Below are 24,986 nucleotides of genomic sequence, written 5' to 3'. Positions count from 1 at the left end.
GGGTGCGGCCCTCTTCGGCTTTGAGCGCGCTCCGACGCCTCAGTAGACGTCTCGCACGTAGCGCTTCTGGGCGACGAGCGACTTCTTGTACTCGGCCGCGTCCTGCTCGCTCATGCCGCCGTGGCGGCGAACGATCGTGGTCAGCGTGTCGTCGACGTCCTTGGCCATGCGGCTGGCGTCACCGCAGACGTAGACGTGCGCGCCGTCCTGCAGCCACCGCCACACCTCGGCGCCGTGCTCGACCATGCGGTCCTGCACATAGATCTTCTGGCGCTGATCGCGCGAGAAGGCGAGGTCGAGCCGCGTCAGGAATCCGTCGGCGTGCATCTGCTGCAGCTCGTCCCGATAGTAGAAGTCGGTGGCCTGGTGCTGCTCGCCGAAGAACAGCCAGTTGCGTCCGGTGTGACCGTCGGCGCGGCGATCGTGAAGGAAGGCGCGGAACGGCGCGATGCCCGTTCCCGGTCCGATCATGATCATGCGCGCGTCGGGATCGGCCGGCGGGCGGAAGTGGGCCGAGCGCTGCAGATAGATGGGTGCGGCATCCGTGCCCGCATCGTCGGCGAGGAACGCCGAGCCCACTCCTCCGCGGCGCCTTCCGGTCGTCGTCTCGAAGCGCACGACCGAGACCGTCAGCTGAACCTCGTGCGGGCTGGTCTTGGGGCTCGACGAGATCGAGTACTGGCGCGGCTGCAGTCGCGTGAGCACGCTCGTCCACTCGTCGGCGTCGGCGCGCACCGGGAAGTCGTGCAGCAGGTCCACCGCCTGCATGCTCCACAGGTACTGCTCGAGCCGGCTCTTGCCGTCACGCCGCAGCAGCGCCGCGAGCGTCGGGTCGGGATTTCGCTCGGCGACGAACGAGAGGAGTTCGGGCGTGATGCGGGTGATGTCGAGCCGCGTGCGCAGCGCCTCGTCCAGGAAGCGCTCCTCGCCGTCGAGCTCGATGATCACGCGCGGCGGGAGCCCGGTGGCGGCCAGCCACTCCTCAACCACCGCGGCGGCGTTTCGCGCCAGCACCCCGAGCGAATCGCCGGCCTCGTACGCCACGCCGGCGTGTGACAGATCGAATCCGACGCGGCGGACCTCTTTCGCCGAGCCCGCGGCACTCAGCACCTCATTCGTGACGAGCGTCGCGAGCACGGGATTGGCACGGGTGAAGAGGCGCCGGGTGGCGGCCGGCGCAACGGCTGCCCCGGGGACGGATGCCGCGATCCCCGGCGCCAGCGCGGCGATGACCCGCTCGACCCACGCGGCCGCGGGTGCTTCGTAGTCGGGCTCGCAGTCCACGCGGGGAAGGATGGCGAGGGCGCCGAGCTCGGCGAGGCGCTCGTGGATGCCGCGGCCGTGCCCGCAGAAGTCGTCGTAGCTCGAGTCGCCGATCGCGAAGACGGCGTACTCGAGCGCGGAGAGGTCGGGGGCCGTCTCCGCGCGCAGCTCGTCCCAGAGACCGGCGGCGTTGTCGGGCGGCCCCCCGTCGCCGAAGGTCGAGGTGACGACCAGCAGGCGCTGCACCTCGGCGAGCTCGCGCGCGGACATCTCGACCATGCTCACGGCGCGTGCCGGGATGCCGCGGGCGCCGAGGGTCGCCGCGCATGCCTGCGCGATCTCTTCGGCGTTGCCCGTCTGCGAGCCCCAGAGCACCGTCACCGCGGTCCCCGACGAGTCCGTCGTCGTCCCCATCGGCACCGTGTCGCGTGATGCGAAGCCGGCCAGAACGCCGTCGATCCATGCGCGAACGGCTTCGCTGAGCGGTGCCGCAGCAGGCAGCACCGGCACCGTTCCGGCGGCGGGGGGCGCCGCCTCGATTGCCGTCAGGAACCCCGACACGTACGCGGTCTCGACGGCGGAGAGGGTGGGAAACCCGCCGCCTTCCCCACCGGAATGGATGAGCGTGCGCACAGCGGCCGGGCTCGGCATCCCTCCGCTCTCTTCGCTCGTGGTGGAGTTCTCCGGCGCCGGGCCGATGCGCCGGAGCGACACCGCGGCGTACTTGAACTCGGGCTGGAGCGACGTCGCGTCGACGGCATCGCTCGTGACGGCGTTCACCGTCAGGTACTCGCCGTGTTCGTCGTTCCAGTGGAACGGCGCGAAGCAGCAGCCGGGACGCACCCGGTCGGTGATGACGGCGGGAAGCACCACTCGGCCGCGACGGGATGCGACCTCGATCCGGTCGCCGTCGTCGATGCCCTGCGCCTGGGCGTCAAGCGGGTGGATCTCGACGAACGGGTCGGGGTTCAGGCGCATGAGCTTGTCGACCTTGCCGGTCTTGGTCATGGTGTGCCACTGATGCTGCAGGCGCCCCGTGTTCAGGATCCATGGGTAATCGTCGTCGGGCAGTTCCGCGGGCCCCAGATGCGGACGCGCGAAGAACTGCGCGCGCCGCGACGGGGTCGCGAACGCGAGCTGCGGCGTCGTGCCGTCGGGCCCAGTGTGCAGCGACTGGCTGACGCCGTCGTTGAGATAGCGGATCGGATGCCGGTCGGCGAGGTCGTCCGGGGGCGCCGGCCACTGCACCGGTCCCCGTCGCAGGCGCTCGTAGCTGACGCCTCGCACGTCCCACCCGGTCTGCGGATTCCAGAACCGGCGGATCTCGTCGAAGACCTCCTCGGCCGTGGCGAAATCGAAGCCCGCGTCGAACCCCATCGCCTGGGCGACGCGGCAGATCATGAGCCAGTCGGGCTGCGCGTCGCCCGTGGGCTCGGTCGCGCGCGGCATGAGGGTCATCGTGCGGTCGCTGCTGACCATCACACCCTCGGCTTCGACCCACAGGGTCGCCGGCAGCATGATGTCGGCGTAGGCGGTCGTCGCCGTCTCGGTGAAGACGTCCTGCACGATGACGAGCTCGGCCCGTTCGAGTCCGGCGATGACATTCCGTCGATTCGCGACGGATGCGACGGGGTTCGTGCAGATGATCCACGCGGCTTTGATCGCGCCCTCGGCCATTCCGCGGTAGAGGTCGATCGTGCCGGTCCCCGCCTCGGCGCGGATGCTCCCGGGGGCCACACCCCACACGTCCTCGACGTACGCGCGATCGCCATCCGAGAACACCGCGCGCTGACCCGGCAGGCCCGGGCCCATGTAGCCCATCTCGCGGCCGCCCATCGCGTTCGGCTGCCCGGTGAGCGAGAACGGCCCGCTGCCGAGTCGGCAGATGGCGCCGGTGGCCAGATGCAGATTGCAGATCGCGTTCGTGTGCCACGTGCCCTGTGTGGACTGATTGAGCCCCATGGTCCACAGGGTCATCCACTCGCCCGCTTCGGCGATCCAGCGCGCCGCGGTGCGGATGTCATCCTCGGCGAGACCGGTCTCCTCTGCGACGCGGTCGGGCGCGTAGTCCTCGAGGAACCCGGGCATCGCATCCCAGCCCTCGGTGTGCGCGGCGATGAAATCCGTGTCGATGTCGCCGTTCACCACGAGCAGGTGGAGCAGGCCGTTCAGCAGCGCTAGGTCGGTGCCGGGACGAATGGGCAGATACAGATCGGCACGATCCGCCGTCGCCGTTCGACGCGGGTCGACGACGATCAGACGGGCGCCCTGCTTCAGTCGATCCGCCATCCGGAGGAACAGGATCGGGTGGCAATCGGCCATGTTCGAGCCGATGACGAAGAACAGGTCGGCCCGGTCGAAGTCCTCGTACGATCCCGGCGGTCCGTCGGCGCCGAGCGACTGCTTGTAGCCGGTGCCGGCAGACGCCATGCACAGCCGCGAGTTCGACTCGATGTGGAGTCCCCGCAGGTATCCCTTCACGAGCTTGTTCGAGAGGTACTGGGCCTCCATCGACATCTGCCCGGAGACGTACACGGCAACCGCATCGGGGCCGTGCTCGTCGACGATCGCGCGGAGACGGAAGCCGGCTTCGGCGATGGCGGTGTCGAGGGGGACGGGGACGGCGTCCTCGCCACGAGCCGCGCGGATGTGCGCGGTCGTCATGCGACCGGGTGCGCGCATGAGCTCGACATGGGTCGCGCCCTTGGTGCACAGGCGACCGGCGTTGGCGGGATGGGACTTGTCTCCGACCGACTTCACGACGACGGGACCGGTGACGCCGTCGTCGGTGGTCGTCACCGAGATGCCGCAGCCCACGCCGCAGTACGAGCAGACGGTGCGCAGATCCGCGACCCGCGCGTCCGCGCGTGCCGCGACCGTTTCCGCGAGTGGAGCCATCCCACGATGATCGCGGACGGATGTTCCGGGGGGTGCTCTCCCGTGTTACCGCGGGATCACAGCGACCTCACGGACACCTGAGCGCGGGAGTGAGGCGGGATGCAGCATCCCACGCCCGGTCAATCCTGAGGCTCAGCCTCGTCGGCGGCATCGGCCTCGAGTTCGTCCTCGGGGGCGTCGTCCTCGGCCGGGAGATCCTCGAACAGACCGGGAGGCGGCGTGACGACGACGCGGCCCGCGGCGGTGTCGACCTCGGGCACGATCGCCTTGACGAACGGCACGAGCACCTCGCGGGCGTCACCGGCCATCCGGACGATCAGGAGGTCCTGGGCCGGCAGGTGGTCGACGCGGATGACGCGACCGATCAGATCGCCGTCGCGCATGACATCGAGGCCGACGAGCTGGTGGTCGAACCACGCATCCTCTTCACCCGATGCCGACTGCACGTCCTGGTCTATCCACAGGATCGCACGCACGAGGTCTTCGGCCGCGGCGCGGTCGTCGACGCCGTCGAAGAAGGCGACGGGGTGGCTGTTCATCCACCGGAACTCGCGCACCGTCAACGGCTTGCCGTGCCACGGCGACGATTCGGGAACCTGGAGTGTGAACGTCGCACCCCGCGCGAAGCGGCCTTCGGGATCGTCGGTGTAGAGCTCGAGCTTGAGCGCGCCCTTGAGACCATGCGCCTTCACGAGGCGTCCGACGCGCAGCTGAGTCTTGCCGGACGGCGCCGCCGGAGCGGTCTTGGCAGACGAATGCGGCTCGTGGCCGGCATCCGTCGTGTCTTCGCCCGCCACCTCAGTCGTCCGCGACGTCGACGCGGACGCGGCGTCCGTCGGCGAGCGCGCCGATCAGGGTGCGCAGGGCTTCGGCCGTGCGGCCGCCGCGCCCGATGACACGACCGCGATCGTCGGGGTGCACGTGCACCTCGAGAACGTCGCCGCGAGGCGACGAGGACGAGTCGATGCGGACGGCGTCAGGGTGATCGACGATCCCCTTGACGACGTGCTCGAGAGCGGCGGCCAGCAACGGACTACGCTTCGGCGGACTCGTCGGCCGGAGCGGCCGCGGTCTCGTCGTCAGCGGGGGCCTCGGCGGGTGCTTCGGCCTTCTTCTCTGCCTTGGGCTTGACGACCGACTTCTTGGCGGAGTCGATCTCGAAGGGCTGCTTCTCAGCGGCGACACGCACCGTCGAGACGGCGTTCTTGTCGCCCTTGAAGCGGCCCCAGTCGCCGGTCAGCTTGAGGAGCGCGAGAACCTGCTCGGTCGGCTGAGCGCCGACGCCGAGCCAGTACTGCGCACGCTCGGAGTCGACCTCGATGAGCGAGGGCTCCTCGGTGGGGTGGTACTTGCCGATCTCCTCGATGACACGACCATCGCGCTTGGTGCGCGAGTCGGCCACGACGATGCGGTAGTAGGGCGCACGGATCTTGCCGAGGCGCTTGAGACGAATCTTGACAGCCACGATTCTCCTGAATTGTGTGTAGAAGTACGAACCGATCGCCTGGAGAGTGGGGTGCACACCCGGCGGAAGCTCAGAGGAGGACCTTCCCGCTGGATAGAGGGTCGAGCGGGTGATCCGACCCTTCATTCTGCCAGATGACGGACCGTGCCGCGAACCAGCGGAGTCTGGGGCGTGTGCGTGCCAGACTGTGCGAATGACGGTGCCCTTCGCGACATCAGCCCGCTCATCGCTGGGCTTGGAGTGGGAGCTGATGCTGGCCGACGGCGAGACCGGCGATCTCGCGCCGCGCGCGCCCGAGGTGACGGACGCTCTCGAGGAGGTCACCGCGCTCGAGCGCTACACGATCACCGGCGAACTGCTCACCAACACCGTCGAGGTGACGAGCGGGATCGGCGACACGGTCGCCGCGGCTGTCGACGACATCGCCGACGCCATTGCAGCTGTGCGCACCGTGACCACGCCGCTCGGCGCCGAGCTGCTGTGCGCGGGGAGCCACCCGTTCGCGCAGTGGTACGACCAGCAGGTGACCGACAAGACGCGGTACCACAAGCTCATCGAGCGCACCCAGTGGTGGGGACGCAACATGATGATCTGGGGCATCCACGTGCACGTCGGCGTCGAGGACGTCAACAAGGTCTTCCCGATCATCAACGCGCTGGCGGTCTATCTGCCGCACCTGCAGGCACTCTCGGCGTCGAGCCCGTTCTGGGCGGGCGAGCGCACCGGCTATGCGTCCAACCGCTCGCTCGTGTTCCAGCAGCTGCCCACGGCGGGTCTTCCGTGGCCCCTCGAGAACTGGTCGCAGTTCGAGTCCTATCTCGACGACATGGTCGGCACCGGCGTCATGGAGGACTCCACCGAGGTCCGCTGGGACATCCGACCCGCACCGCGCTGGGGCACCATCGAGGTGCGCGCGTGCGACGGCATGTCGACCCTGCCCGAGCTCGCAGCGGTCGCCTCTCTCGTTCAGGTGCTCGTCGAGCACTTCTCGCGCGAACTCGACGAAGGCAGGACGCTGCCGACGATCCAGCCGTGGTTCGTGCGCGAGAACAAGTGGCGGGCGGCGCGGTACGGACTGGAAGCCCGCATCATCGTCGACAGCCACGGCCGGCAGGTCCCGGTGCGCGAGCACCTCGCCGAGCTGCTGGAACGGCACGTGGACATCGCCGCCGACCTCAAGTGCACGCGCGAGTTCCAGGGGGTCGGCACGATCCTGTCTCAGGGCGCGAGCTACGCGCGTCAGCTGACGGTGGCGGACGCCGCGGACGGAGACCTGCGCGAGGTCGTCATGCACCTGATCCGCGAGTTCCGTGCGGGACCCACACTGCGCGAGCACCTCGCCGCCCTCGGCCACTGAGCAGGGGGGCTCGGCGTCGCCTGCGCAGCATCCGTCGCGTTGCGAGATCAGGTGATATCGCCGGAACAGGACAATTTCACGCAGATACTCCTACCCCCGTGAGATCACCTGATCCGGGGACAGAGTGGGCCGCAGATCGCCTGAATATGACGGATGCCGAGGCCCTCAGCATCCGGAATGCGAGCGGTCAGCCCCGGCCGAGCATCCTCTGCAACTCGGCGAGGTCCTCGGCGCTCGGAGCGCCCTTCGCGCCGCCGCCCAGCCCGAATCCGGAGCCCGTGGGGGCGGCGGGAGCTGCGGCTGCGATGCCCGCGTTCTCCTCCGCCCGCTTGGCGGGGTTGCCAGAGCGCGAGCCCTTCGCCTTCTGCTGCTTGCCGCGCTTCGACGACGCGCCGGGGCGACCGGCGCCGGGGATCGGGCCCATGCCGGGGATGTTCGGCATGCCGCCGCGGGCGACCGTCTTCATCATCTTCGCGGCCTGGTCGAAGCGCTGGACGAGCTGGTTGACATCGGTGACGGTCATGCCCGAACCGCGTGCGATTCGGAGGCGCCGGGATCCGTTGAGGAGCTTCGTGTTGCGGCGCTCGGCCGGCGTCATCGACCGGATGATCGCCTCGGTGCGGTCGATCTCGCGCTCGTCGAAATCGTCGAGCTGCTGCTTCATCTGACCCATGCCCGGGAGCATCCCGAGCATCTTCTTCATCGAGCCCATCTTGCGCATCTGCTGCATCTGCTCGAGGAAGTCCTCGAGCGTGAAGGCCTCGGTGGCGAGCTTCTCGGCCATCTTCATGGCCTCTTCCTCATCGAAGGCCGACTGGGCCTGCTCGATGAGGGTGAGGATGTCGCCGAGGTCGAGGATGCGGCTCGCCATGCGATCCGGGTGGAACGCCTCGAGGTCGTCGAGCCCCTCGCCGGTGGACGCGAAGATGATCGGGCGGCCGGTCACCGAGGCGACCGACAGCGCGGCACCGCCTCGGGCGTCGCCGTCGAGCTTGGACAGCACGACGCCGGTGAAGTCGACGCCGTCCTGGAAGGCCTTGGCCGTGTTGACGGCATCCTGGCCGATCATCGCGTCGATGACGAAGAGAACCTCGTCGGGATCGGTCGCGGTGCGGATGTCGGCGGCCTGCTTCATCAGCTCGGCATCCACGCCCAGTCGTCCGGCGGTGTCGATGATGACCGTGTCGTGCTGTTGGCGGCGGGCGTACTCGACGCCGTCGCGGGCGACCTTCACCGGGTCGCCGACGCCGTTGCCCGGCTCGGGCGCGTAGATCGCGGCGCCGGCGCGCTCGGCGACGACCTGCAGCTGGTTCACCGCGTTGGGGCGCTGGAGGTCGGCGGCGATGAGGAGGGGCGTGTGACCGTCCTTCTCGAGCATCTTCGCGAGCTTGCCCGCGAAGGTGGTCTTTCCCGAGCCTTGAAGGCCCGCGAGCATGATCACGGTCGGGGGATTCTTCGCGAACTGCAGCCGGCGCTGCTGGCCGCCGAGGATCGCGACGAGCTCCTCGTTCACGATCTGCACCACCTGCTGCGCAGGGTTCAGGGCCTTGTTGACCTCGTCGCCGAGGGCGCGCTCACGCACTTTGGCGCTGAACTCCTTGACGACGACGAGCGCGACGTCGGCATCCAGCAGTGCGCGGCGGATCTCGCGTACCGTGCCGTCGACATCCGCGGGCGTGAGCCTGCCCTTGGTGCGGAGGTTGCGGAAGGTCTCGGTGAGCCGGTCGGAGAGAGTGCCGAAAGTCGCCATGATCCCCCGATTCTACGCGAGCGAACGTCGCCGCCCGCGCTCGCTCCGCATCACGGGACGGCGACCCCGAGCGCCGCGCGCAGCTCCGCCTTCGCCGTCGCATATCGGCCACGGGCGGTCGAAGCCGGGATGCCGAGAACCTCTGCGGCCTCGGCGAGCGTGAGCCGCTCCCAGTGCACGAGTCGCACCAGCTCGGCCAGATCCGCCTCGAGGCGCGCGATCGCGTCGCGGACCTCGGCCCCCTCGTCTGCGGCGGGGGACGCGGCACCGGTCCCGACATGCCCGCGAATACGGTCCGCCAGTGCCCACCGGCGCCGCACACCCCGCACATGGTTCAAGACGGTCCCGCGGGCGATACCGAAGAGCCACATGCGGGCGCGCTCCGGATCGGTCGGCAGATCACCGACCCGCCGCCACGCGACGACCATCGTCTCCCCGAGGAGGTCGGGCGCATCGTCGACACCCACGCGGCGCTGCAGATAGACGAGGAGAGACGGGGATGCCGCAGCCAGCGCGTCGGTCAGGCGCGCGTCGGAGCCTCTCACGAGCCGGCGCCGGGAGCGTAGATCTCGCCGTCCTCGTCGAAGCACTGGATCTGTCCGGCGCGCTCGCTCCCGCCGAACCGGTCATCGGGCACAGTGAAGCCGGCGTCTCGCAGCGCCTGCGCTTCGAGGTCGCCGACGACCCACTCCCACGTCATCCACTCGGCCGACCACGCGCGATGCGCGATCTCGTCGGCACGCGCTTCGGGAGTGAGCGCGGCCATGTCTGCTTCTGGATCGGGATCCGACTCTGCGTGCAGGGCCTCGAGGTGCCGGCGCATCGCCGGCAGGAGCGCTTCGGCTTCCGCGACGACGTCGGTCGAGCGATACCACTCTTCGAGGACGCGGTTGGCCTCAGCGACATACCCCGGGTCCGAGCCGCCCGAGTACGGCGAGAACCGCAGCTCGCAGTCGAAGCCGTTCGGCATCGTGAACGACACCGCGCCGACCGGATCCTGCGCCCACGGCGCCCATGAGAGACCGTCCGTCGCGACAGCGACGCCGGCGCCGCCGACGAGAACCGCCGCGATGGACACCCCGAGCGCGATGCTCGGCATCCGCCGCCGCCGAGGCACCGCTTCCGACCGGGCCTCGCGGATCATCCGCGCGAGCGCGGCGTCGTCGGCAGCGCGGGTCATCGGGGCGGAGCGGTCGAGCAGGTCATCGAACATGTCGCGGGTCATGGTGCCTCCATCATCGGTCGCCGTCACCCTGTACGTGTCCGGCAACCCGCGAAGCGTCCAATCCCCTCGATGAATGCGGCGCTACTCGGGGCCTAGCTCCTGGAAGAGCGTCAGCTGCAGGCCGGCCGGACCGCGCAGCCGCGCGTTGAGCGAGCGCCACGGGGTCTGGCGGGCGGATGCCTCGACGTCGGCCCCGGCCGCGGCAAGCGCCTCGGCTGCCGCATGCGTGTCCTCGACCTCCAGGCCCAGGCGGATCGGATCGCTGGCACCGCCGTCGGTCTCGACCGTGTCGATGAAGGCGACCTGCGCCGCATTGGCCAGCTCGAGGGTCGCACGCCCGGCGTCGAGGATCACGACACGGGCGCCGCCGTCGGCCTCGTACGCCTCCGCCTGGGGCATGCCGACCGCATCTCGGTAGAACGCGAGTGCCGCTTCGAAGTCCGGCGCCTGCACGACCACCCGCAGCTGACGCACGGAGCCGGCGGCAGGCACGGCGGGGACGACGGATGCCGCATCCGCCGCCCGCGCGAGGAATCGCCGCAGCGACGTGCGCCCAGCGCCATCCCGCGCCCAGGCCTCGAGCGCCGCGATCACCGCGCCACCCCAGGCAGCCCCAGCGATGTCGGCATGCAGACGGTCGGCGCCCGCGCGGGTGAGCCTTTCGGAGACCGCGCGCGCCAGTCGCGAGCGCCGCAGCGACGCCTCGCGTTCGAGCTCGTCGGCGATTCCCATGGCGGTGGAGCTGACGACGGACAGCGCGAAGCTGTCGGGTGCGAAGTCGTCACCCAGCGACACGATCGCGGCGCGGACCGAGGCGGCGGCATCCGTCCCCTCGTCGATCGCGAGCCGGCGCTCGAGCGTCTCGATGCGCTCGTCGAGACCAGCCCACAGCACATCGGCCTTGGTCGAGAAGTAGTTGAAGAAGCTCGACCGGCTGACCCCGGCACGGGTCGTGATGTCGATGATCGTGGTCGCCTCGTAGCCCTGCTCGAGGAAGAGCTCGCACGCCGCCTCGGCGAGGGTCTCCCTCGACGAGGCCTTCGGCCTTCCCGCGCGTCCCGTGCTCGTCATCCTCACACGCTAGCGCCCGCCCCGTCCTCCCCGATTCCCGGCGAGACACCACCGGAGCGCCGAGACCGCACACGCGACACGCTGTTTCGGCGCTCCGTTGGAGTCTCGCGGGATTCCGACAGCAGGAGGCGGTTCCGCCGAATGCTGAGGGTATTGTTGGACGCGATCCATAAACCGCCACAAGCGAGGAGCATCGTGCTCGAGATCCAGACGGTGGGCCTGGCCCCCGATGTCGTCCCCTATGCCGACGGCTGGGCGCTCCAGCGACGCGTGCACGCCGAGGTGGTCGCCGGAACACGCCCCGACACGCTGCTCCTGCTCGAGCACGCGGCCGTCTACACGGCGGGCAAGCGCACCGAGCCGCACGAGCGTCCGACCGACGGCACGCCCGTCGTCGACGTCGACCGCGGCGGCAAGATCACGTGGCACGGCCCCGGCCAGCTCGTCGGCTACCCGATCGTGCGCCTCCCCGAGCCTGTCGACGTCGTGGCGCACGTCCGCCGCATCGAGCGACTTCTCATCGCCGCCCTTCGCGAACACGGCGTGGACGGCTATCAGGTCGAGGGGCGCAGCGGTGTGTGGGTGCGGCGTCCGCTCTCGGAAGACAAGGTCGCCGCGATCGGCGTGCGCGTCGAGAAGGGTGTCACGATGCACGGCTTCGCCGTCAACTGCGACAACTCGCTCGCGGGGTTCCGCGGCATCATCCCGTGCGGGATCACGGATGCCGGTGTCACGACCGTGAGCGAGGTCATCGGGTCCGATGTCTCACCCCGCGACGTCATCGACACCGTGAGCCGCGTGTTCCAGGCCGAGTACGCGGCGGTCGTCGCGTGAGCGCCTGCGGCACCGGTACCGGATCCACCGCGCCGGCGACGACCCCGGCGGGACGCAAGCTCCTCCGCCTCGAGGTGCGCAACGCCCAGACGCCGATCGAGCGCAAGCCCGAGTGGATCAAGACCAAGGCGAAGATGGGCCCCGAGTACCAGGCCCTGCATGCGCTCGTGAAGTCCGAGGAACTGCACACGGTCTGTCAGGAGGCCGGCTGCCCCAACATCTACGAGTGCTGGGAAGACCGCGAGGCGACCTTCCTCATCGGCGGCTCGCAGTGCACGAGGCGCTGCGACTTCTGCCAGATCGACACCGGCAAGCCGGCCGACTACGACACCGACGAGCCCCGCCGCGTGGCCGAGAGCGTCGTGCGCATGAACCTGCGCTACGCGACCGTCACCGGCGTCGCACGCGATGACCTGCCCGACGGCGGTGCGTGGCTGCACGCCGAGACCGTCCGGCAGATCCACGCTATGAATCCGAACACCGGCGTCGAGATCCTCGCCACCGACTTCAACGGCGACGCCGCCCTGCTCGGCGAGGTCTTCGACAGCCGCCCCGAGGTGTTCGCGCACAACGTCGAGACGGTGCCGCGCATCTTCAAGCGCATCCGACCCGCGTTCCGCTACGAGCGCTCCCTCGACGTGCTGACGCAGGCCCGCACGGCAGGACTGATCACGAAGTCGAACCTGATCCTCGGCATGGGCGAAAAGCCCGAGGAGGTCGTTCAGGCTCTCCATGATCTGCATGACGCGGGCACCGACATCATCACGATCACGCAGTACCTGCGGCCTTCGCCCCGCCATCTGCCGGTGTCGCGCTGGGTCAAGCCGCAGGAGTTCGTCGAGTTCAAGGACGAGGCCGAGAGAATCGGGTTCCTCGGGGTGCTCGCCGGCCCCCTCGTGCGCTCGTCGTACCGGGCCGGGCGCCTGTGGGCGCAGTCGATGGCCTCGAAGGGCCGCGAGATCCCGCCGCACCTGTCCCACATCGCCGAAGCAGCCGATCAGGGGTTCGCCCAGGCGGTCTGACGCCGGCGCGACAGCGGCTATTCAGCGCTCGTGACGGAGAGCACCGAGGCGTCGGAGTCGAGATTCACCAGCAGCACGTCGTCGGTCGCGTCGGGGTCGAGCGCGTACTCGAGCACCGCGAACGGGTCGGATCCACCGTGCTCGTCGGCGAGGATCGTCATGCTCATGAGCTGAAGCGAGCGGATGACGTCGATGTGGACGTCGCCCGAGATGTCGACGAGCAGCGCCTCGAGATCGTCGCCCTGCTGCTCCTGCTGCTGCAGGATGTACTCGGTAACCTCGCTCGTGCGGTCGCTCAGCTCGTCGACCATGGCGCTTCGGGCGCTGCGATCGATCGCTTCGAGCGACGACACCAACGCGGCGGCGACGTCGAGCGCCGCCGCGGACACATCTTCCTGGTCAGGCGCGGTCAGATCGACCGTGACCGCCTGATCTCCCAGCTCGACGGTCTCGGACCAGAAGATCGAACCGTCCGGACCGGACTCGAGAAGTCCGAAGAAGTCGTGCTCGATCGCCATGACCCCATGAAACCAGCACGGCGCCCGCCGCGGTAGCCCTGAGCCCGTGTCGCGGCGATCCGTTACGCGCACGACATCTGCGCGCGATCTCTCACTCGACCAGGGATGCCGCGAAAACGTGCGGCGTGAAGCCCGTGAGGTCGCCGATACCCTCGCCCTGCCCGAGGAGTTTGACCGGAATGCCGGTCTTCTCCTGCACGGCGAGGACGAATCCGCCCTTGGCCGAGCCGTCGAGCTTCGTGAGCACGAGACCCGTGACGCCGGCGTGCTCGAGGAAGGCCTGCGCCTGCATCACGCCGTTCTGCCCGGTGGTGGCATCGAGGACGAGGAGCACCTCGCTGATCGGAGCCTGCTTCTCGATCACGCGTCGGATCTTGGTGAGCTCGTCCATGAGCCCGCCCTTGGTATGGAGGCGCCCGGCGGTGTCGACCAGCACGATCTCGGTGCCGGTGCGCTGAGCGTACTCGATCGTCTGGTAGGCGACGGATGCCGGATCCTGCCCCTCGTGCTGCGGCCGCACGATCGCCGCTCCCCCGCGCTCGGCCCACGTCGCGAGCTGGTCGACGGCTGCGGCACGGAAGGTGTCGGCGGCGCCGACGACGACGGTGCGTCCGTACCGCTGCAGGAACTTCGCGAACTTGCCGATGGTCGTGGTCTTTCCCACTCCGTTGACTCCGACGACGAGAACGACCGCCGGCCGCTCGGTCAGACGGAGCGTCGTGTCGAACTTGGCGAAGTGCTCTTCGAGCGTCTCCTTGAGCATCCGCTGGAGGTCGCGCGGGTCGGTTGTGCGGAATCGCTCGACCTTCTCGCGGAGTTCGTCCACGATGCGCTCCGAGATGTCGGGCCCGAAGTCGGCCGTCAGCAGCGCCGTCTCGAGGTCGTCCCATGTCGTGTCGTCGATCGTGGGTTTGACGAACATGCCGCGCAGTGCGCGACCGAGCGACCAGGAGCTCTCTGCCATGCGTCCAGCCTACGGTTCGCTCAGCTCGCGACGCGCTCGCCGAGGCGCTGGCCGACGACAGCCGAGACGCCGTCCTGGCGCATCGAGACGCCGTAGAGCGCGTCGGCGATCTCCATCGTGCGCTTCTGGTGGGTGATGACGATGAGCTGACTCGATTCGCGCAGCTGCTCGAAGACGCCGAGCAGTCGCCCGAGGTTGGCGTCGTCGAGCGCCGCCTCGACCTCGTCGAGGATGTAGAAGGGGCTCGGACGGGCCTTGAAGATCGCCGTGAGCAGCGCGACGGCGGCAAGCGACCGCTCGCCACCGGAGAGCAGCGAGAGACGCTCGATCTTCTTGCCGACCGGGCGCACCGCGACCTCGATACCCGTCGTAAGCGGCTCGTCGGGGTTGGTGAGCGAGATGCTGCCCGTGCCGCCGGGAAAGAGCACCGGGAACACCTCGCCGAAGGCGACCCGTGTGTCTTCGAAGGCGGCGAGGAAAATCGTCTGCATCCGCTCGTCGAGCTCTTCGATGATCGTGATGAGGTCCTTGCGCGTCTGCGTCAGATCGGCGAGCTGCTCGGTCATGAACGCGTGGCGCTGCTCGAGAGCCTCGAACTCCTCCAGCGCGAGCGGGTTCACCCGGCCCAGCTGACCGAGCTTTCGCTCGGCTTCCTGCAGACGGCGTCGCTGTGCGGCGCGTTCGAAGGCGACGGATGCTGCGCCCTCAGCCGCGTCGTCTGCGCCTCCGACGAGCTCAACGTCGGCGGGAACTGCCTGATCGGGACCATATTCCGAAATCAGAATATCCTCGTCCAGTGCGAGCTCCGAGGCCACTCGCTCGAGAAGGCTCGAGACGTGCAGCCGCTTCTCGTGGATCTGCAGCTCGAGTCCGTGCACGCTCTCCGTGAGACCGGCCAGGCGCTCGCGCAGCGTGGACTCCTGGCCGCGCAGGTCGGCGAGCTCGGTGCTGAGGGCCGTCCGCGCAGACTCTGCGGTCGCCAGTTCCACGCGGGCCTGCGACACCGAGCGATCGATCGAATCGAGAAGCGCGGGCACGTGCTCGGCCACCCGCGCGGCCACCTCCCGCTGCGCGCGGCGGATCACGGCGCGGCGCGCGGCCTCGGCCGCCGCGTCGCGCTCCCGCTCCCGCTGCCGTTCGATCGCCACCACACGAGCCTCGCCGGCGCGGATGCGCTCGCGCAGGGTCTCGACGTCGAGCCGCGCTCGCATTTCGGCATCCCGAGCCGCCTCGAGAGTCCCGAGCATCCCCTCGCGCGCCGAGGCATCGAGGATCGGCCGCGGTGCTTCGAGGGCGCCGGTGAGCTGGTCGGCTGCGACCCGTGCCGAGCCTTCGGCATCCTGCACCGCAGCTTCAGCCTGCGCGAGGCCGGCGGCGAGACGGTCGCACTCGGCGACAGCAGCCTCGAAGCGGACGCTCGCGCGATTGACCTGCTCAGTGTGCGCGGCGAGGGCGGCATCGTGCTCGCGCAGGGTCGTGAGCGCAGCCTTCGTCCGGTGACGTGCGGTGTCCAGGCGAGCGGTCTCATCGGTGAGGGCATCGCGCAGAGAGTCTGCGACGACCGCGATCTCGTCGCGACGTTCGGCTGCCGCGTCACGCTCGGCGGCGAGCTCGAGCCGCGATCGTCCCTGCCCGGATCCTGCCCGCACCGTGAAGGCCGTGACGACCTCGCCGGCGCGAGTGACGATCGTCGCGGGTCCTTCCAGGCGTTCACGTGCCGCGCGCGCGGCCTCGAGATCGTCGGCGACGAACACTCGGGCGAGCAGTCCCAGCACACCCGCCGGCGCGGTCACGACATCGCGGGCGGCGGTCACCCCCTCGATGGCGGAGGTCTCCCCCGGTGCAGCATCGGCGATGGCGATGTCGACCGAACCGAGGTCGCTGTCGCGCACCGCGGCCGCCATGGCGAACGCGTCACCGGATGTGTCCACGAGCACGCCCTCGGCCAGGGGTCCGAGCGCCGCGGCGATCGCGGTCTCGTAGCCGGCAGTGACCTTGATCGCATCGCCGATGAGACCCCGGATGCCGGCTCCGCCGCGACGCACGAGTTCGGCCGCCGCGTTCTTCACTTCGAGCGCGCGCCCCAGCGCCGACGTCTGCGCGGTGAGCGCCTCGCGCTCGCGCTCGGCGGCGTGAAGACGCTCGCGGATGCCGGCGACCTTCGCCTCGGTCTCGCTCGCATCGCGCTGGGCCCGCTCGTACGCGGTCGAGTACTCGGCCGACGAGCCTTCGGGAACGAGATCGGGATCCACGCCCGCAAGGGTGGACTCGGCTTCGGCGCGCCGCGCGAGCGCGGCATCCAGCGCGCGCTGTTGCCGCTCGACCGCGCCGCGCACCGCCGCCAATCCCGACTCCGCGGCGTCGGCCATGCCCCGCAGCGCCGTGATGCGCATGTCGTGCTCCGACACGAGCGCACTCTGCGCCGCGATGTCGGCGTCGAGGGCGTCGAGCTCGGCGCGAGCGCGGATGACGTCGCGGGATGCCTCGGCGGCAGCATCCTGCATCGCGCCCATACCCTCGGCGATCTCGTCGACCTCGGCGCGAGCCTCGTCGATCATCGCCTGCGAAACCGTCGTGAGCTCGATGCGCTCATCGGCGTCGGTCTCGGCCAGCAGAGCGAGTCTTTGTCCAGCCAGCGAGTAGAGGCTGCGCACGCGCTCCTGCACACGCTCGAGGCCGAACGCGACGCGCCGGGCATCGTCGACGGCTTCGGAGCGCTGATCCGTCTCGAGCTGCTCGATGCGCACACGGGCGTGGTCGAGCTGATCCTGCAGGACCATGCGCTCGGCGTGCCGCTCCTGCTCGCTGCTGGCGTGCGCCGCGAGCTCGCTGCGCAGGCCCACGAGCTCGTCGGCGAAGAGGCGCGCCTTCGCATCGCGCACGACGGCCGCGATCGTCGCCGCCTCGCGCGCGATCTCGGCCTGCCGGCCGAGGGGTTTGAGCTGACGCCGCAGCTCGCCGGCGAGATCGCTCAGGCGTGTGAGGTTGGCCTCCATCGCATCGAGCTTGCGCAGCGTCTTCTCTTTGCGACGTCGGTGCTTGAGGATTCCGGCCGCTTCCTCGATGAAGCCGCGGCGGTCTTCGGGCGTCGCCGCCAGCACGCTGTCGAGGCGCCCCTGACCGACGATGACGTGCATCTCGCGACCGAGCCCGGAATCGCTCAGCAGCTCCTGCACGTCGAGCAGACGGCAGACCTCGCCGTTGATCGCGTACTCGCTCGCGCCGTTGCGGAAGAGCGTCCGGCTGATGGTGACCTCGGAGTACTCGATCGGCAGTGCACCGTCGCTGTTGTCGATCGTCAGCTGAACCTCGGCGCGACCGAGAGGCCCGCGCGTCGCGGTGCCGGCGAAGATGACGTCTTCCATCTTGCCGCCGCGGAGGGTCTTCGCACCCTGCTCACCCATGACCCACGCCAGGGCATCGACGACATTCGACTTGCCCGAGCCGTTGGGCCCGACGATGCAAGTCACACCGGGTTCGAACGCGAACGTCGTCGGCTGGGCGAACGACTTGAAACCCTTGAGCGTCACGCTCTTCAGGTGCATGGATGCGTCCTCCACCCCGGTCGACTTCCCGGCATACGCTACCGGAGGTGGCGGTCGGCACGGCGATGCCGAGCCGTGACGGCGCGAGGCCGGGATGCGCGGACGACACGCCCGCCGTCACCCGAAACTGCGAGAACGCTTGACGCGCCCCCCGAAAGAGCGCTAGTGTCACTGACCGCGTCCGAAGTCGAGAAAGGAGGTCCCCCGATGATGCACATGAACACCACAGGAGTCACAGCCCTTGCAGGCGTTGCGACTCGTGCCATCGCGCCGGGGACCCACTCCTTCAGCGCGCGCCAGAACGGCCGCGGGCACACCGCGTCCTGATCCCCGCAGGGGAGGACTCTGCCCGCTCTCGGGCATGATCCGCCTGCGCCGCTCCCGTCCCGGGAGCCGAGCGCGATCCCTCTGCCATCGTCCCGTCGTGCTGCGGCACGACATCCCGCCCGACCGCGCGCGGTTCCGGGCATCCATCACCCCTTCATCCGGAAGAGACCATCATGAATACCACCTATGCGCCGCAGCGCCCGTCGGGCCTCCCCGATACGCTGCGGCTTCCGAGCCGCGACACCCGCATCACGCCGATCGACCGCATCGCCCTCCACGTGGGCCTGCACCTGCTGATCTGGAGCACGCGGACTCCGCGACTCGCCGATGATCGCGAGCGGCACGCTCGCGTCAGCCGCACGCAGCGGGCGAACGACATCCGCGAGCACGGCTACCTGCGCGAGGCACTCCTCGCGCCCCGCCTGTGAAGGCACCGGGGTCCGTCGGCCGTCCGGCGGACCCCTCCCCCACCCTCGAAACATCCGAGCAAGGACGCACGATCATGAACACCCTCACCGACATCGAATTCCGCCCGCTCATCGTCCCCGAATCGATCGACGCCGCCGATGCGGCCGACTTCCTCGAGATGGTGAGGGTGCGCAACCTCATCTACCGCGAGATCTCGGGGCACGACGATCATGCGATCGTCGCCGACGAACTGCTCCCCCACTTCGCGCCGAACGAGTACGAGCGCCGCCTCATGTGGGTGATCGTGGACGACGGTGCCGTCATCGGCCGCGCGGCCATCGACCTGCCGCTCGAGAACGATTCGAAGGTCGGGTTCTGGCTCATCGAACTGCTCCGTGAGAAGTGGGGGCGCGGCATCGGGTCCGCCGCCTACGAACTCATCGAGCTCACCGCGCGGGAGAACGGGCGGAGCGTCCTGCAGTCGTGGGCGGAGCACCCGTCCGCGCCCGGCCCGCGGCTTGCCCCGCCGACCGGATTCGGCGAGATCCCCGACGACCACGCCGCGCGCTTCTACCGGCGTCACGGGTACACGCTCGAGCAGGTGGAGCGCAACAGTGCGTTCGACCTCGCCGCGCCGTTCGATACGGTCGAGCGCCTGCTCGCCGAAGCGGTGGAAGCCGCGGACGGCTATCGCGTCGTGCAGTGGTTCGCCCCGACGCCGGCGGAGTTCGTCGACGGCTACGCATGGATGAAGTCGCGCATGGTGACGGATGCACCGTCGGCAGATCTCGAGTTCGACGAGGAGACCTGGGATGCCGCGCGCATCGCCGAGCACGATGCGAAGTACACCGACTCGGGCCGCACGATCCAGGTGACCGCAGCGCAGCACATCGCCACCGGCGAGCTCTGCGCGTTCAACGAACTCGTGGTCGGAAAGGATCGCACCGAAGCAAGCCATCAGGAGGACACCCTCGTCCTCAAGGAGCACCGCGGCCACAAGCTCGGGACGCTCGTCAAGTGCGCCGGCCTGCTTTCGTGGCGCGACATCGCGCCGGAATCACCCCGTGTGATGACCTACAACGCAGAGGAGAATCGCCCCATGCTCGACATCAACGAGGCGATCGGGTTCGCCCCGATCGCATACGAGGGCGCATGGAAGAAGGTGCTGTCATGACCGATCTCGCACGTCCCACGACCCTGATCGTCCGCCCCATCCCCGTGCCGGCATCGGTGGATGCCGACGACGCGCGGCTCTTCCGCGAACTCGTGCGCATCGCCAATGCGGTGTGTCTCCACGACGCCGGTCACGACTACCTGCGCGAGGACGACGAGGAGATGCTCGGCTTCATGCAGGACCAGACCGACTGGACGCAGCCGGCATTCGCGGCGGAGCGTGACGGCGTGGTTCTCGGAGTCGTCAGGATGATGGTCGCAAACGAGCCGGATGTCACGACCGTCGAGTTCGATCTCATGGTCGATCCGCCGATGTGGGGGCAGGGCGCAGAGCAGCTGCTCCTCTGCGAGGTCGAGCGTGAAGCCCGCGAACGCGGGCTCGCGACGATCCAGACCTGGACGCTGCACCGTCCGGGACAGACCGGCGATCACCTCGCGCCGCCGACAGGATGGGGAACGATCCCCGCCGAAGACCGCCAGACGGTGTTCCAGCTCGACAACGGCTTCACCCTCGAGCAGGTCGAGCGCAACAGCGTTCTCGACCTCACCGGCGACTTCACGACCGTCGAGCGCATGCTCGCCGAAGCCATCGAGACCGCAGGTGAGGACTACCGCGTCGTGACGTGGACTGCGCCGACTCCGCCCGGGTATCGGGACGGATTCGCGTACGCCATCTCGCGCATGTCGACCGACGCCCCGACCGGCGGAATGGTGGTGGACGAGCAGCATTGGGATGCCGAGCGAGTCGAACGCCGCGACGCTCGCCAGCAGGCGCAGGGGCTGACGGTATCGGTCGCGGCCGTGGAGCACATCCCGAGCGGCACGATCGCCGCCTACAACGAGCTGGTCATCGCCGAAGACCACACCGGCGCGACCGCGCAGTATGGCACGCTCGTGCTCAAGGAGCACCGAGGTCACAGGCTGGGAACGATCGTCAAGTGCGCGAATCTCGTGCGCTGGCGCGATCTGGTGCCGCAGTCGCCGCGCGTATCGACCTTCAACGCCGAGGAGAATCGCCACATGCTCGACATCAATGAAGCGATCGGGTTCGTGCCCGCCTCGTACGCCGGTGCGTGGAAGAAGATGCTGACATGACTGCGGATGAAGCGGGTCTCAGCATCGATCCTGTCGTCATCCCGCTGTCGCTCGATGGGCCGGACGCCACGGACTTCCTCACGATGGTCGACGTCCGAAACGCGGTCCTGCGCGAGCGCACCGGCGACGACGACCTGGCGTACTCCGCCGTCGAGCTCCTGCCCGGCTGGCAGAACGACGAGGACGAAGAGGGCCACGTCTGGATCGCGCGACAGGACGGCATCCCGATCGCCCGGTTCGTGGTCGAGTTCCCGATGGAAGCGGGCTCCGACGTCGTCTGGTTCGCCTTCGACGTCCTGGCCGCCGGGTCGCGGCCGGACGTGTGGAACGCAGGATTCGACCTCCTCGAACGAACTGCCCGGGCGCACGGACGCCACGTCCTGCAGTCCGAGCCCGTGCACCGTCCCGGCCAGGGCGAGGTTCTGAAAGCGCGCAGTGGTTTCGGCGAGATCCCGATCGACGATCAGGCTCGGGCGCTGCTCGACCGCGGCTTCGCACTCGAGCAGGTCGACCGCATCAGCGCGCTCGACCTGCAGGGCGACCGCAGCCTCATCGAGCGGGGCTTCGCGGACGCCCTCGCCGCCTCGGCGGGCGCGTACACCCTCGTGGAGTGGACGTTTCCGACGCCCGACGAATTCGTGGACGGCTATGCCGCCATGATGGCGCGCATGTCCACCGATGCGCCGTCCGCAGACCTCGACTGGGATGCAGAGACGTGGGATGCGGAGCGCATCCGGCGATACGAGCGTGAGGCGATCGAGGGCGAGCGGTTCACCAACATCGTCGCCGCACGACACGTCGACAGCGGCGAGCTGGTCGCCTTCACCGAGCTGCACGTCGGCGATGGGCGCACCGGCGTGACCGAGCAGGGTGCGACGCTTGTGCTCGCGGAGCACCGCGGGCACCGCCTCGGCATGCTCGTCAAGGCCGCGAACCTGCTCACCTGGCTCGATCTCGCGCCGGAATCACCTCGGGTCTCGACGTTCAACGCGGAGGAGAACCGCCACATGCTCGCCGTCAACGAGGCGCTCGGATTCGAGCCCGTCGGCTATGCAGGCGGGTGGAAGAAGGTGCTCGAGGACTGAGGCGACGCGGCACCCTGCGCATCACCGTGCGAGCTGCCGCGCCAGCCGCTGGCAGTGGGCACAGTAGTGACTGGAGCGATTCGTGAACGACACACGAACGATCGGCCGGCTGCACCGGGGGCATGGCTGACCGGTGCGCCCGTACGCGTTGAGGGAGTGCGCGAAGTACCCCGCCTGACCGTTGACGTTGACGTACTGCGCGTCGAAGCTCGTCCCGCCCTCGGCCAGCGCCTTCTCCAGAACGTGTCGCACCTCGGCGAGCAGCCGGTTCACGGCGCGCGTGGACAGCGCGAACGCCGGCGTCTCGGGATGGATGCGGGAGGCCCACAGCGACTCGTCGGCGTAGATGTTCCCGATCCCGCTGACGGTGGTCTGATCCAGAAGCACGCGCTTGATCGCCGATGAGCGGTGCCCGAGCGTGTGGCGGAATCCGGCATCCGAGAAGGCCGGGTCGAGCGGATCGCGCGCGATGTGCGCGACCTGCGTGGGGATCGTCGCGGCACCCCACCCGTACCCGCCGGCAGCACCGTCGGGGGTCGGCACGAGCGAATCGAGGGCAAGCGAGCCGAACGTGCGCTGATCGGCGAACACGATCGCGACTTCACCATGCGTCGGATGCGCGACATCGAGCCGCACCCGTTCGTGGCGCTCGGCGGATGCGCCCGGCGCGCGGAGCAGAATCTGCCCGCTCATGCCGAGGTGGCCGACGATCGCTTCGGCGCTGCCTGCCAGCGGCATCCACAGGAACTTCCCCCGACGGACGGCGCCCTCGATCGTCCTGCCGGTCAGGCGGATCTCGAAGTCGGCACCGTCGCCGCCATGGCGTGTGAGGGCCCGCTCATCGAAGACCGAGACGGCGAGAACCGTCGCGCCGGATACGGCCGGTGCGAGGCCGGAACGGACGACCTCGACCTCGGGGAGTTCAGGCACGCCCGCCGAGGTCTTTCCACGCGGTCAGCGCGGCCGCCATCTCGGCCTGCTTCTTGCTCGTTCCCATGCCCGAGGCCGTGACCACGCCGACGGCCACCGTCGCGGTGAAGGTGCGGTCGTGGTCGGGGCCGGTCGAGGTGACCTCGTACACCGGCGGCTGGGCGCCGCTGCGGGCGGCAAGCTCTTGCAGCGCGGTCTTCGGATCCATCGCCGCGCCGTAGCGGTCGGGGTCGGCGAGCAGCGGCTCGACGAGCCGCAGCACGAGCGCGGTGGCCTCTTCCGGGCCGGCCGAAAGGTACGCCGCGCCGAAGACGGCCTCCATGGTGTCGGCGAGGATCGAGTCCTTGTCGCGCCCGCCGGTCTGGTCTTCACCGCGACCGAGCAGCACGTGATCACCGAGGCCGATGCCGCGGGCGATCTCGGCGAGGGCGATCGTCGAGACGACGCCGGCGCGCCGTTTGGCGAGCGAGCCTTCGTCGAGATCGGGATGACCACGGAAGAGCCGCACGGTCACCGCCTGGCCGAGCACCGAGTCGCCGAGGAATTCGAGGCGCTCGTTGTGCGGACCCTGCCCGTGCTCGTAGGCCCACGAACGGTGCGTCAGGGCAAGCGACAGAAGCTCGGGGTCGATATCGACCCCGAGCTTCTGTGCGAGGGCGCCGAGCGCTAGGCGCTCGGCGATGACGTCGGTCACGTCTGGCCGCTGCCGGCTATCAGACGTCGGCGACCTTGCGGCCCTTGTACTCGAGGAACAGCTCGGTGCCCTGCGAGTCGGTGACGACCTTCGCCTGGTGCGGGCGGCTGTAGACGGTCTTGCCGTTCTCAACGGTCTTGACGAGCGTGGGGGCCTCAGCCTTCCACTGCGCGCGACGCGAACGCGTGTTCGAACGGGAGACTTTCCGCTTCGGGGGGTTACCTGCCATGGCTAGCTCTCTTCTGTGTTCTCGACGCCGGGGCGCGTTGCTTCGTCGTCGTGGTCTGTGGTGTAGTCCTGGAGCGCGGCCCAGCGAGTATCGAGGGGCTCGCGCTGCTCTGCCCCGGTGTTCGCGGTCATCCGCTCGCCCGTAGCCGGATCGAGGCCGGGGCAATCCGGCTGACACACCGGCTGAAACGGAAGCGACAGGACGATCGCATCTCTGACCAGAGTTTCAAGATCCACGTGGTCGTCTTGAACCTCGAAGTCAGATGTTTCCTCACCAGGATACGCGAAAAGCTCCTGAAACTCGACTTTGAGGCCCTCGGCGATGTCGGTGAGGCACCGACCGCACACTCCCGAGTACTCGGTGTCGACGGTTCCGGACGCGAGGATCCCTTCGTGCACCGACTCCAGGCGGACCTCGACCTCGACCGGCTCGCCTTTCGCGACCGCCACAAGACCCTCGCCCCACTTCTCGGGAGCTGGCGGGTCGATGAAGAACTCCCGCATCTCACCGGGGTGACGGACGATGTCCCTCACCGCGAACACGAACGGACCGTCGACATGCTTTCTGACCACGAGACACCATGGTAGTCGCGACGGGATGCCGTGACCCCGCGAACGGGTGTCAGTGCTGGTCAGAGATCTCGCGCACCGGTGTCGAGGAATCGCGCGACCGCGGGCGGAACGAACGGCGACACGTCGCCGCCGAGGCCGGCGACCTGTCGCACGAGCGAGCTCGAGACGAGCGCGTGGGCGGGATCGGGCAGAAGGAACACGGTCTCGACGTGCGCCAGGTGCCGGTTCACGATCGCCATGGGCGTCTCGTACGCGACGTCGACCTGCGATCGGATGCCCTTGACGAGAACTCCGGCGCCGACATCGGTGGCGTAGTCGACGAGGAGCCCCATGCTCCATGAGGCGACGATAACATTGCCGCCGACGTCGCCCTCGGCGATCGACTGCTCGAGGAGGGCGAGGCGCTGGGCGATGGGCAGCATCGCCTCCTTGCCCGGATTGTGGACCACCAGCACGTGCAGCTCGTCATAGAGCGACGCGGCGCGACGGATCACATCCAGGTGCCCGAGGGTCGGCGGGTCGAAGGATCCGGGGACGACGGCGATCCGGCTGCTCATGCGC

At 69.2% G+C, this 24,986-nt stretch carries 23 protein-coding genes; 7 read left to right on the top strand and 16 right to left on the bottom strand.

The window, feature by feature from the left end; translation table 11 throughout:
- Positions 1–39: 39 nt before the first annotated feature.
- From FFS15_RS10140 to rpsP, 4 genes are all read right to left on the bottom strand, one after another.
- Positions 40–4,161, bottom strand: a complete 4,122-nt coding sequence (locus FFS15_RS10140) for a bifunctional nitrate reductase/sulfite reductase flavoprotein subunit alpha (protein ID WP_137844904.1) — start codon at positions 4,159–4,161, stop codon at positions 40–42.
- Positions 4,162–4,280: 119 nt separating this feature from the next.
- Entirely contained in the window at positions 4,281–4,871 is a 591-nt protein-coding gene (rimM, locus tag FFS15_RS10135; protein WP_249353933.1) for a ribosome maturation factor RimM, read from the bottom strand.
- A gap of 88 nt (positions 4,872–4,959) precedes the next feature.
- The gene (locus FFS15_RS10130; RefSeq protein ID WP_137844902.1) at positions 4,960–5,190 is read right to left on the bottom strand and encodes an RNA-binding protein; all 231 of its coding nucleotides are present in this window, start codon (positions 5,188–5,190) and stop codon (positions 4,960–4,962) included.
- Positions 5,191–5,194: 4 nt separating this feature from the next.
- Positions 5,195–5,626, bottom strand: a complete 432-nt coding sequence (gene rpsP, locus FFS15_RS10125; protein ID WP_137844901.1) for a 30S ribosomal protein S16 — start codon at positions 5,624–5,626, stop codon at positions 5,195–5,197.
- Positions 5,627–5,819: 193 nt separating this feature from the next.
- On the opposite strand from rpsP, the gene FFS15_RS10120 reads away from it, so the two are divergent.
- Positions 5,820–6,983 (top strand): glutamate--cysteine ligase, encoded by a 1,164-nt coding sequence (locus FFS15_RS10120; RefSeq protein ID WP_137844900.1) that lies wholly within the window; start codon positions 5,820–5,822, stop codon positions 6,981–6,983.
- A 187-nt stretch (positions 6,984–7,170) separates the two neighbouring features.
- On the opposite strand, the gene ffh is transcribed toward FFS15_RS10120, so the two are convergent.
- The 4 genes from ffh to FFS15_RS10100 all read right to left on the bottom strand — a co-directional run bounded on the left by ffh (position 7,171) and on the right by FFS15_RS10100 (position 11,029).
- Positions 7,171–8,733: a signal recognition particle protein gene (gene ffh / locus FFS15_RS10115; RefSeq protein ID WP_137844899.1), complete on the bottom strand. Its 1,563-nt coding sequence runs from the start codon at positions 8,731–8,733 to the stop codon at positions 7,171–7,173.
- A 50-nt stretch (positions 8,734–8,783) separates the two neighbouring features.
- Positions 8,784–9,278, bottom strand: coding sequence for an RNA polymerase sigma factor (locus FFS15_RS10110; protein WP_137844898.1), 495 nt, complete (start codon positions 9,276–9,278; stop codon positions 8,784–8,786).
- Positions 9,275–9,958, bottom strand: coding sequence for a hypothetical protein (locus FFS15_RS10105; protein WP_137844897.1), 684 nt, complete (start codon positions 9,956–9,958; stop codon positions 9,275–9,277). The genes FFS15_RS10110 and FFS15_RS10105 overlap by 4 nt, the downstream gene beginning before the upstream one ends.
- Positions 9,959–10,039: 81 nt before the next feature.
- Positions 10,040–11,029, bottom strand: coding sequence for a TetR family transcriptional regulator (locus tag FFS15_RS10100; RefSeq protein WP_137844896.1), 990 nt, complete (start codon positions 11,027–11,029; stop codon positions 10,040–10,042).
- A 195-nt stretch (positions 11,030–11,224) separates the two neighbouring features.
- On the opposite strand from FFS15_RS10100, the gene lipB reads away from it, so the two are divergent.
- Both lipB and lipA read left to right on the top strand, forming a co-directional pair.
- The gene (gene lipB, locus FFS15_RS10095; RefSeq protein ID WP_137844895.1) at positions 11,225–11,863 is read left to right on the top strand and encodes a lipoyl(octanoyl) transferase LipB; all 639 of its coding nucleotides are present in this window, start codon (positions 11,225–11,227) and stop codon (positions 11,861–11,863) included.
- The gene (gene lipA / locus FFS15_RS10090) at positions 11,860–12,885 is read left to right on the top strand and encodes a lipoyl synthase (RefSeq protein ID WP_137844894.1); all 1,026 of its coding nucleotides are present in this window, start codon (positions 11,860–11,862) and stop codon (positions 12,883–12,885) included. Before lipB ends, lipA begins: the two co-directional genes overlap by 4 nt.
- A gap of 17 nt (positions 12,886–12,902) precedes the next feature.
- On the opposite strand, the gene FFS15_RS10085 is transcribed toward lipA, so the two are convergent.
- The 3 genes from FFS15_RS10085 to smc form a co-directional block, all read right to left on the bottom strand.
- Positions 12,903–13,403, bottom strand: a complete 501-nt coding sequence (locus FFS15_RS10085; protein WP_137844893.1) for a DUF2004 domain-containing protein — start codon at positions 13,401–13,403, stop codon at positions 12,903–12,905.
- A 91-nt stretch (positions 13,404–13,494) separates the two neighbouring features.
- A complete protein-coding gene (ftsY, locus tag FFS15_RS10080; protein ID WP_137844892.1) occupies positions 13,495–14,367 on the bottom strand; it encodes a signal recognition particle-docking protein FtsY in 873 nt (290 codons plus the stop codon).
- A 20-nt stretch (positions 14,368–14,387) separates the two neighbouring features.
- Entirely contained in the window at positions 14,388–17,912 is a 3,525-nt protein-coding gene (smc, locus tag FFS15_RS10075; RefSeq protein ID WP_137844891.1) for a chromosome segregation protein SMC, read from the bottom strand.
- 500 nt (positions 17,913–18,412) lie between these two features.
- Here smc and FFS15_RS10070 point away from each other — a divergent pair, with 500 nt between their 5' ends.
- The 4 genes from FFS15_RS10070 to FFS15_RS10055 all read left to right on the top strand — a co-directional run bounded on the left by FFS15_RS10070 (position 18,413) and on the right by FFS15_RS10055 (position 22,000).
- Complete coding sequence (locus FFS15_RS10070; RefSeq protein WP_137844890.1) at positions 18,413–18,667, top strand: hypothetical protein; 255 nt, start codon at positions 18,413–18,415, stop codon at positions 18,665–18,667.
- A gap of 74 nt (positions 18,668–18,741) precedes the next feature.
- Complete coding sequence (locus tag FFS15_RS10065; RefSeq protein WP_171013158.1) at positions 18,742–19,821, top strand: GNAT family N-acetyltransferase; 1,080 nt, start codon at positions 18,742–18,744, stop codon at positions 19,819–19,821.
- Positions 19,818–20,915, top strand: coding sequence for a GNAT family N-acetyltransferase (locus tag FFS15_RS10060; protein WP_137844889.1), 1,098 nt, complete (start codon positions 19,818–19,820; stop codon positions 20,913–20,915). The genes FFS15_RS10065 and FFS15_RS10060 overlap by 4 nt, the downstream gene beginning before the upstream one ends.
- Positions 20,912–22,000 carry a GNAT family N-acetyltransferase gene (locus FFS15_RS10055; RefSeq protein ID WP_137844888.1) on the top strand — a complete coding sequence of 363 codons (1,089 nt, stop codon included), beginning with the start codon at positions 20,912–20,914 and terminating at the stop codon, positions 21,998–22,000. Before FFS15_RS10060 ends, FFS15_RS10055 begins: the two co-directional genes overlap by 4 nt.
- Before the next feature lie 21 nt (positions 22,001–22,021).
- On the opposite strand, the gene mutM is transcribed toward FFS15_RS10055, so the two are convergent.
- The 5 genes from mutM to coaD all read right to left on the bottom strand — a co-directional run bounded on the left by mutM (position 22,022) and on the right by coaD (position 24,982).
- Entirely contained in the window at positions 22,022–22,930 is a 909-nt protein-coding gene (gene mutM, locus FFS15_RS10050; protein ID WP_137844887.1) for a bifunctional DNA-formamidopyrimidine glycosylase/DNA-(apurinic or apyrimidinic site) lyase, read from the bottom strand.
- A complete protein-coding gene (gene rnc / locus FFS15_RS10045; RefSeq protein ID WP_171013157.1) occupies positions 22,923–23,624 on the bottom strand; it encodes a ribonuclease III in 702 nt (233 codons plus the stop codon). Before rnc ends, mutM begins: the two co-directional genes overlap by 8 nt.
- Before the next feature lie 19 nt (positions 23,625–23,643).
- A complete protein-coding gene (gene rpmF, locus FFS15_RS10040; RefSeq protein WP_045297913.1) occupies positions 23,644–23,853 on the bottom strand; it encodes a 50S ribosomal protein L32 in 210 nt (69 codons plus the stop codon).
- A 2-nt stretch (positions 23,854–23,855) separates the two neighbouring features.
- Positions 23,856–24,356, bottom strand: coding sequence for a YceD family protein (locus FFS15_RS10035; RefSeq protein WP_137844937.1), 501 nt, complete (start codon positions 24,354–24,356; stop codon positions 23,856–23,858).
- Positions 24,357–24,484: 128 nt separating this feature from the next.
- Positions 24,485–24,982, bottom strand: a complete 498-nt coding sequence (gene coaD, locus FFS15_RS10030; RefSeq protein ID WP_137844886.1) for a pantetheine-phosphate adenylyltransferase — start codon at positions 24,980–24,982, stop codon at positions 24,485–24,487.
- Positions 24,983–24,986 lie beyond the last annotated feature (4 nt).

The sequence above is a fragment of the Microbacterium sp. 2FI genome (genome assembly GCF_005502885.1).
GTDB lineage: Bacteria > Actinomycetota > Actinomycetes > Actinomycetales > Microbacteriaceae > Microbacterium.
The sequence above is the reverse complement of the archived record's forward strand: the minus strand, read 5'-3'. Positions and strand labels throughout refer to the sequence as shown.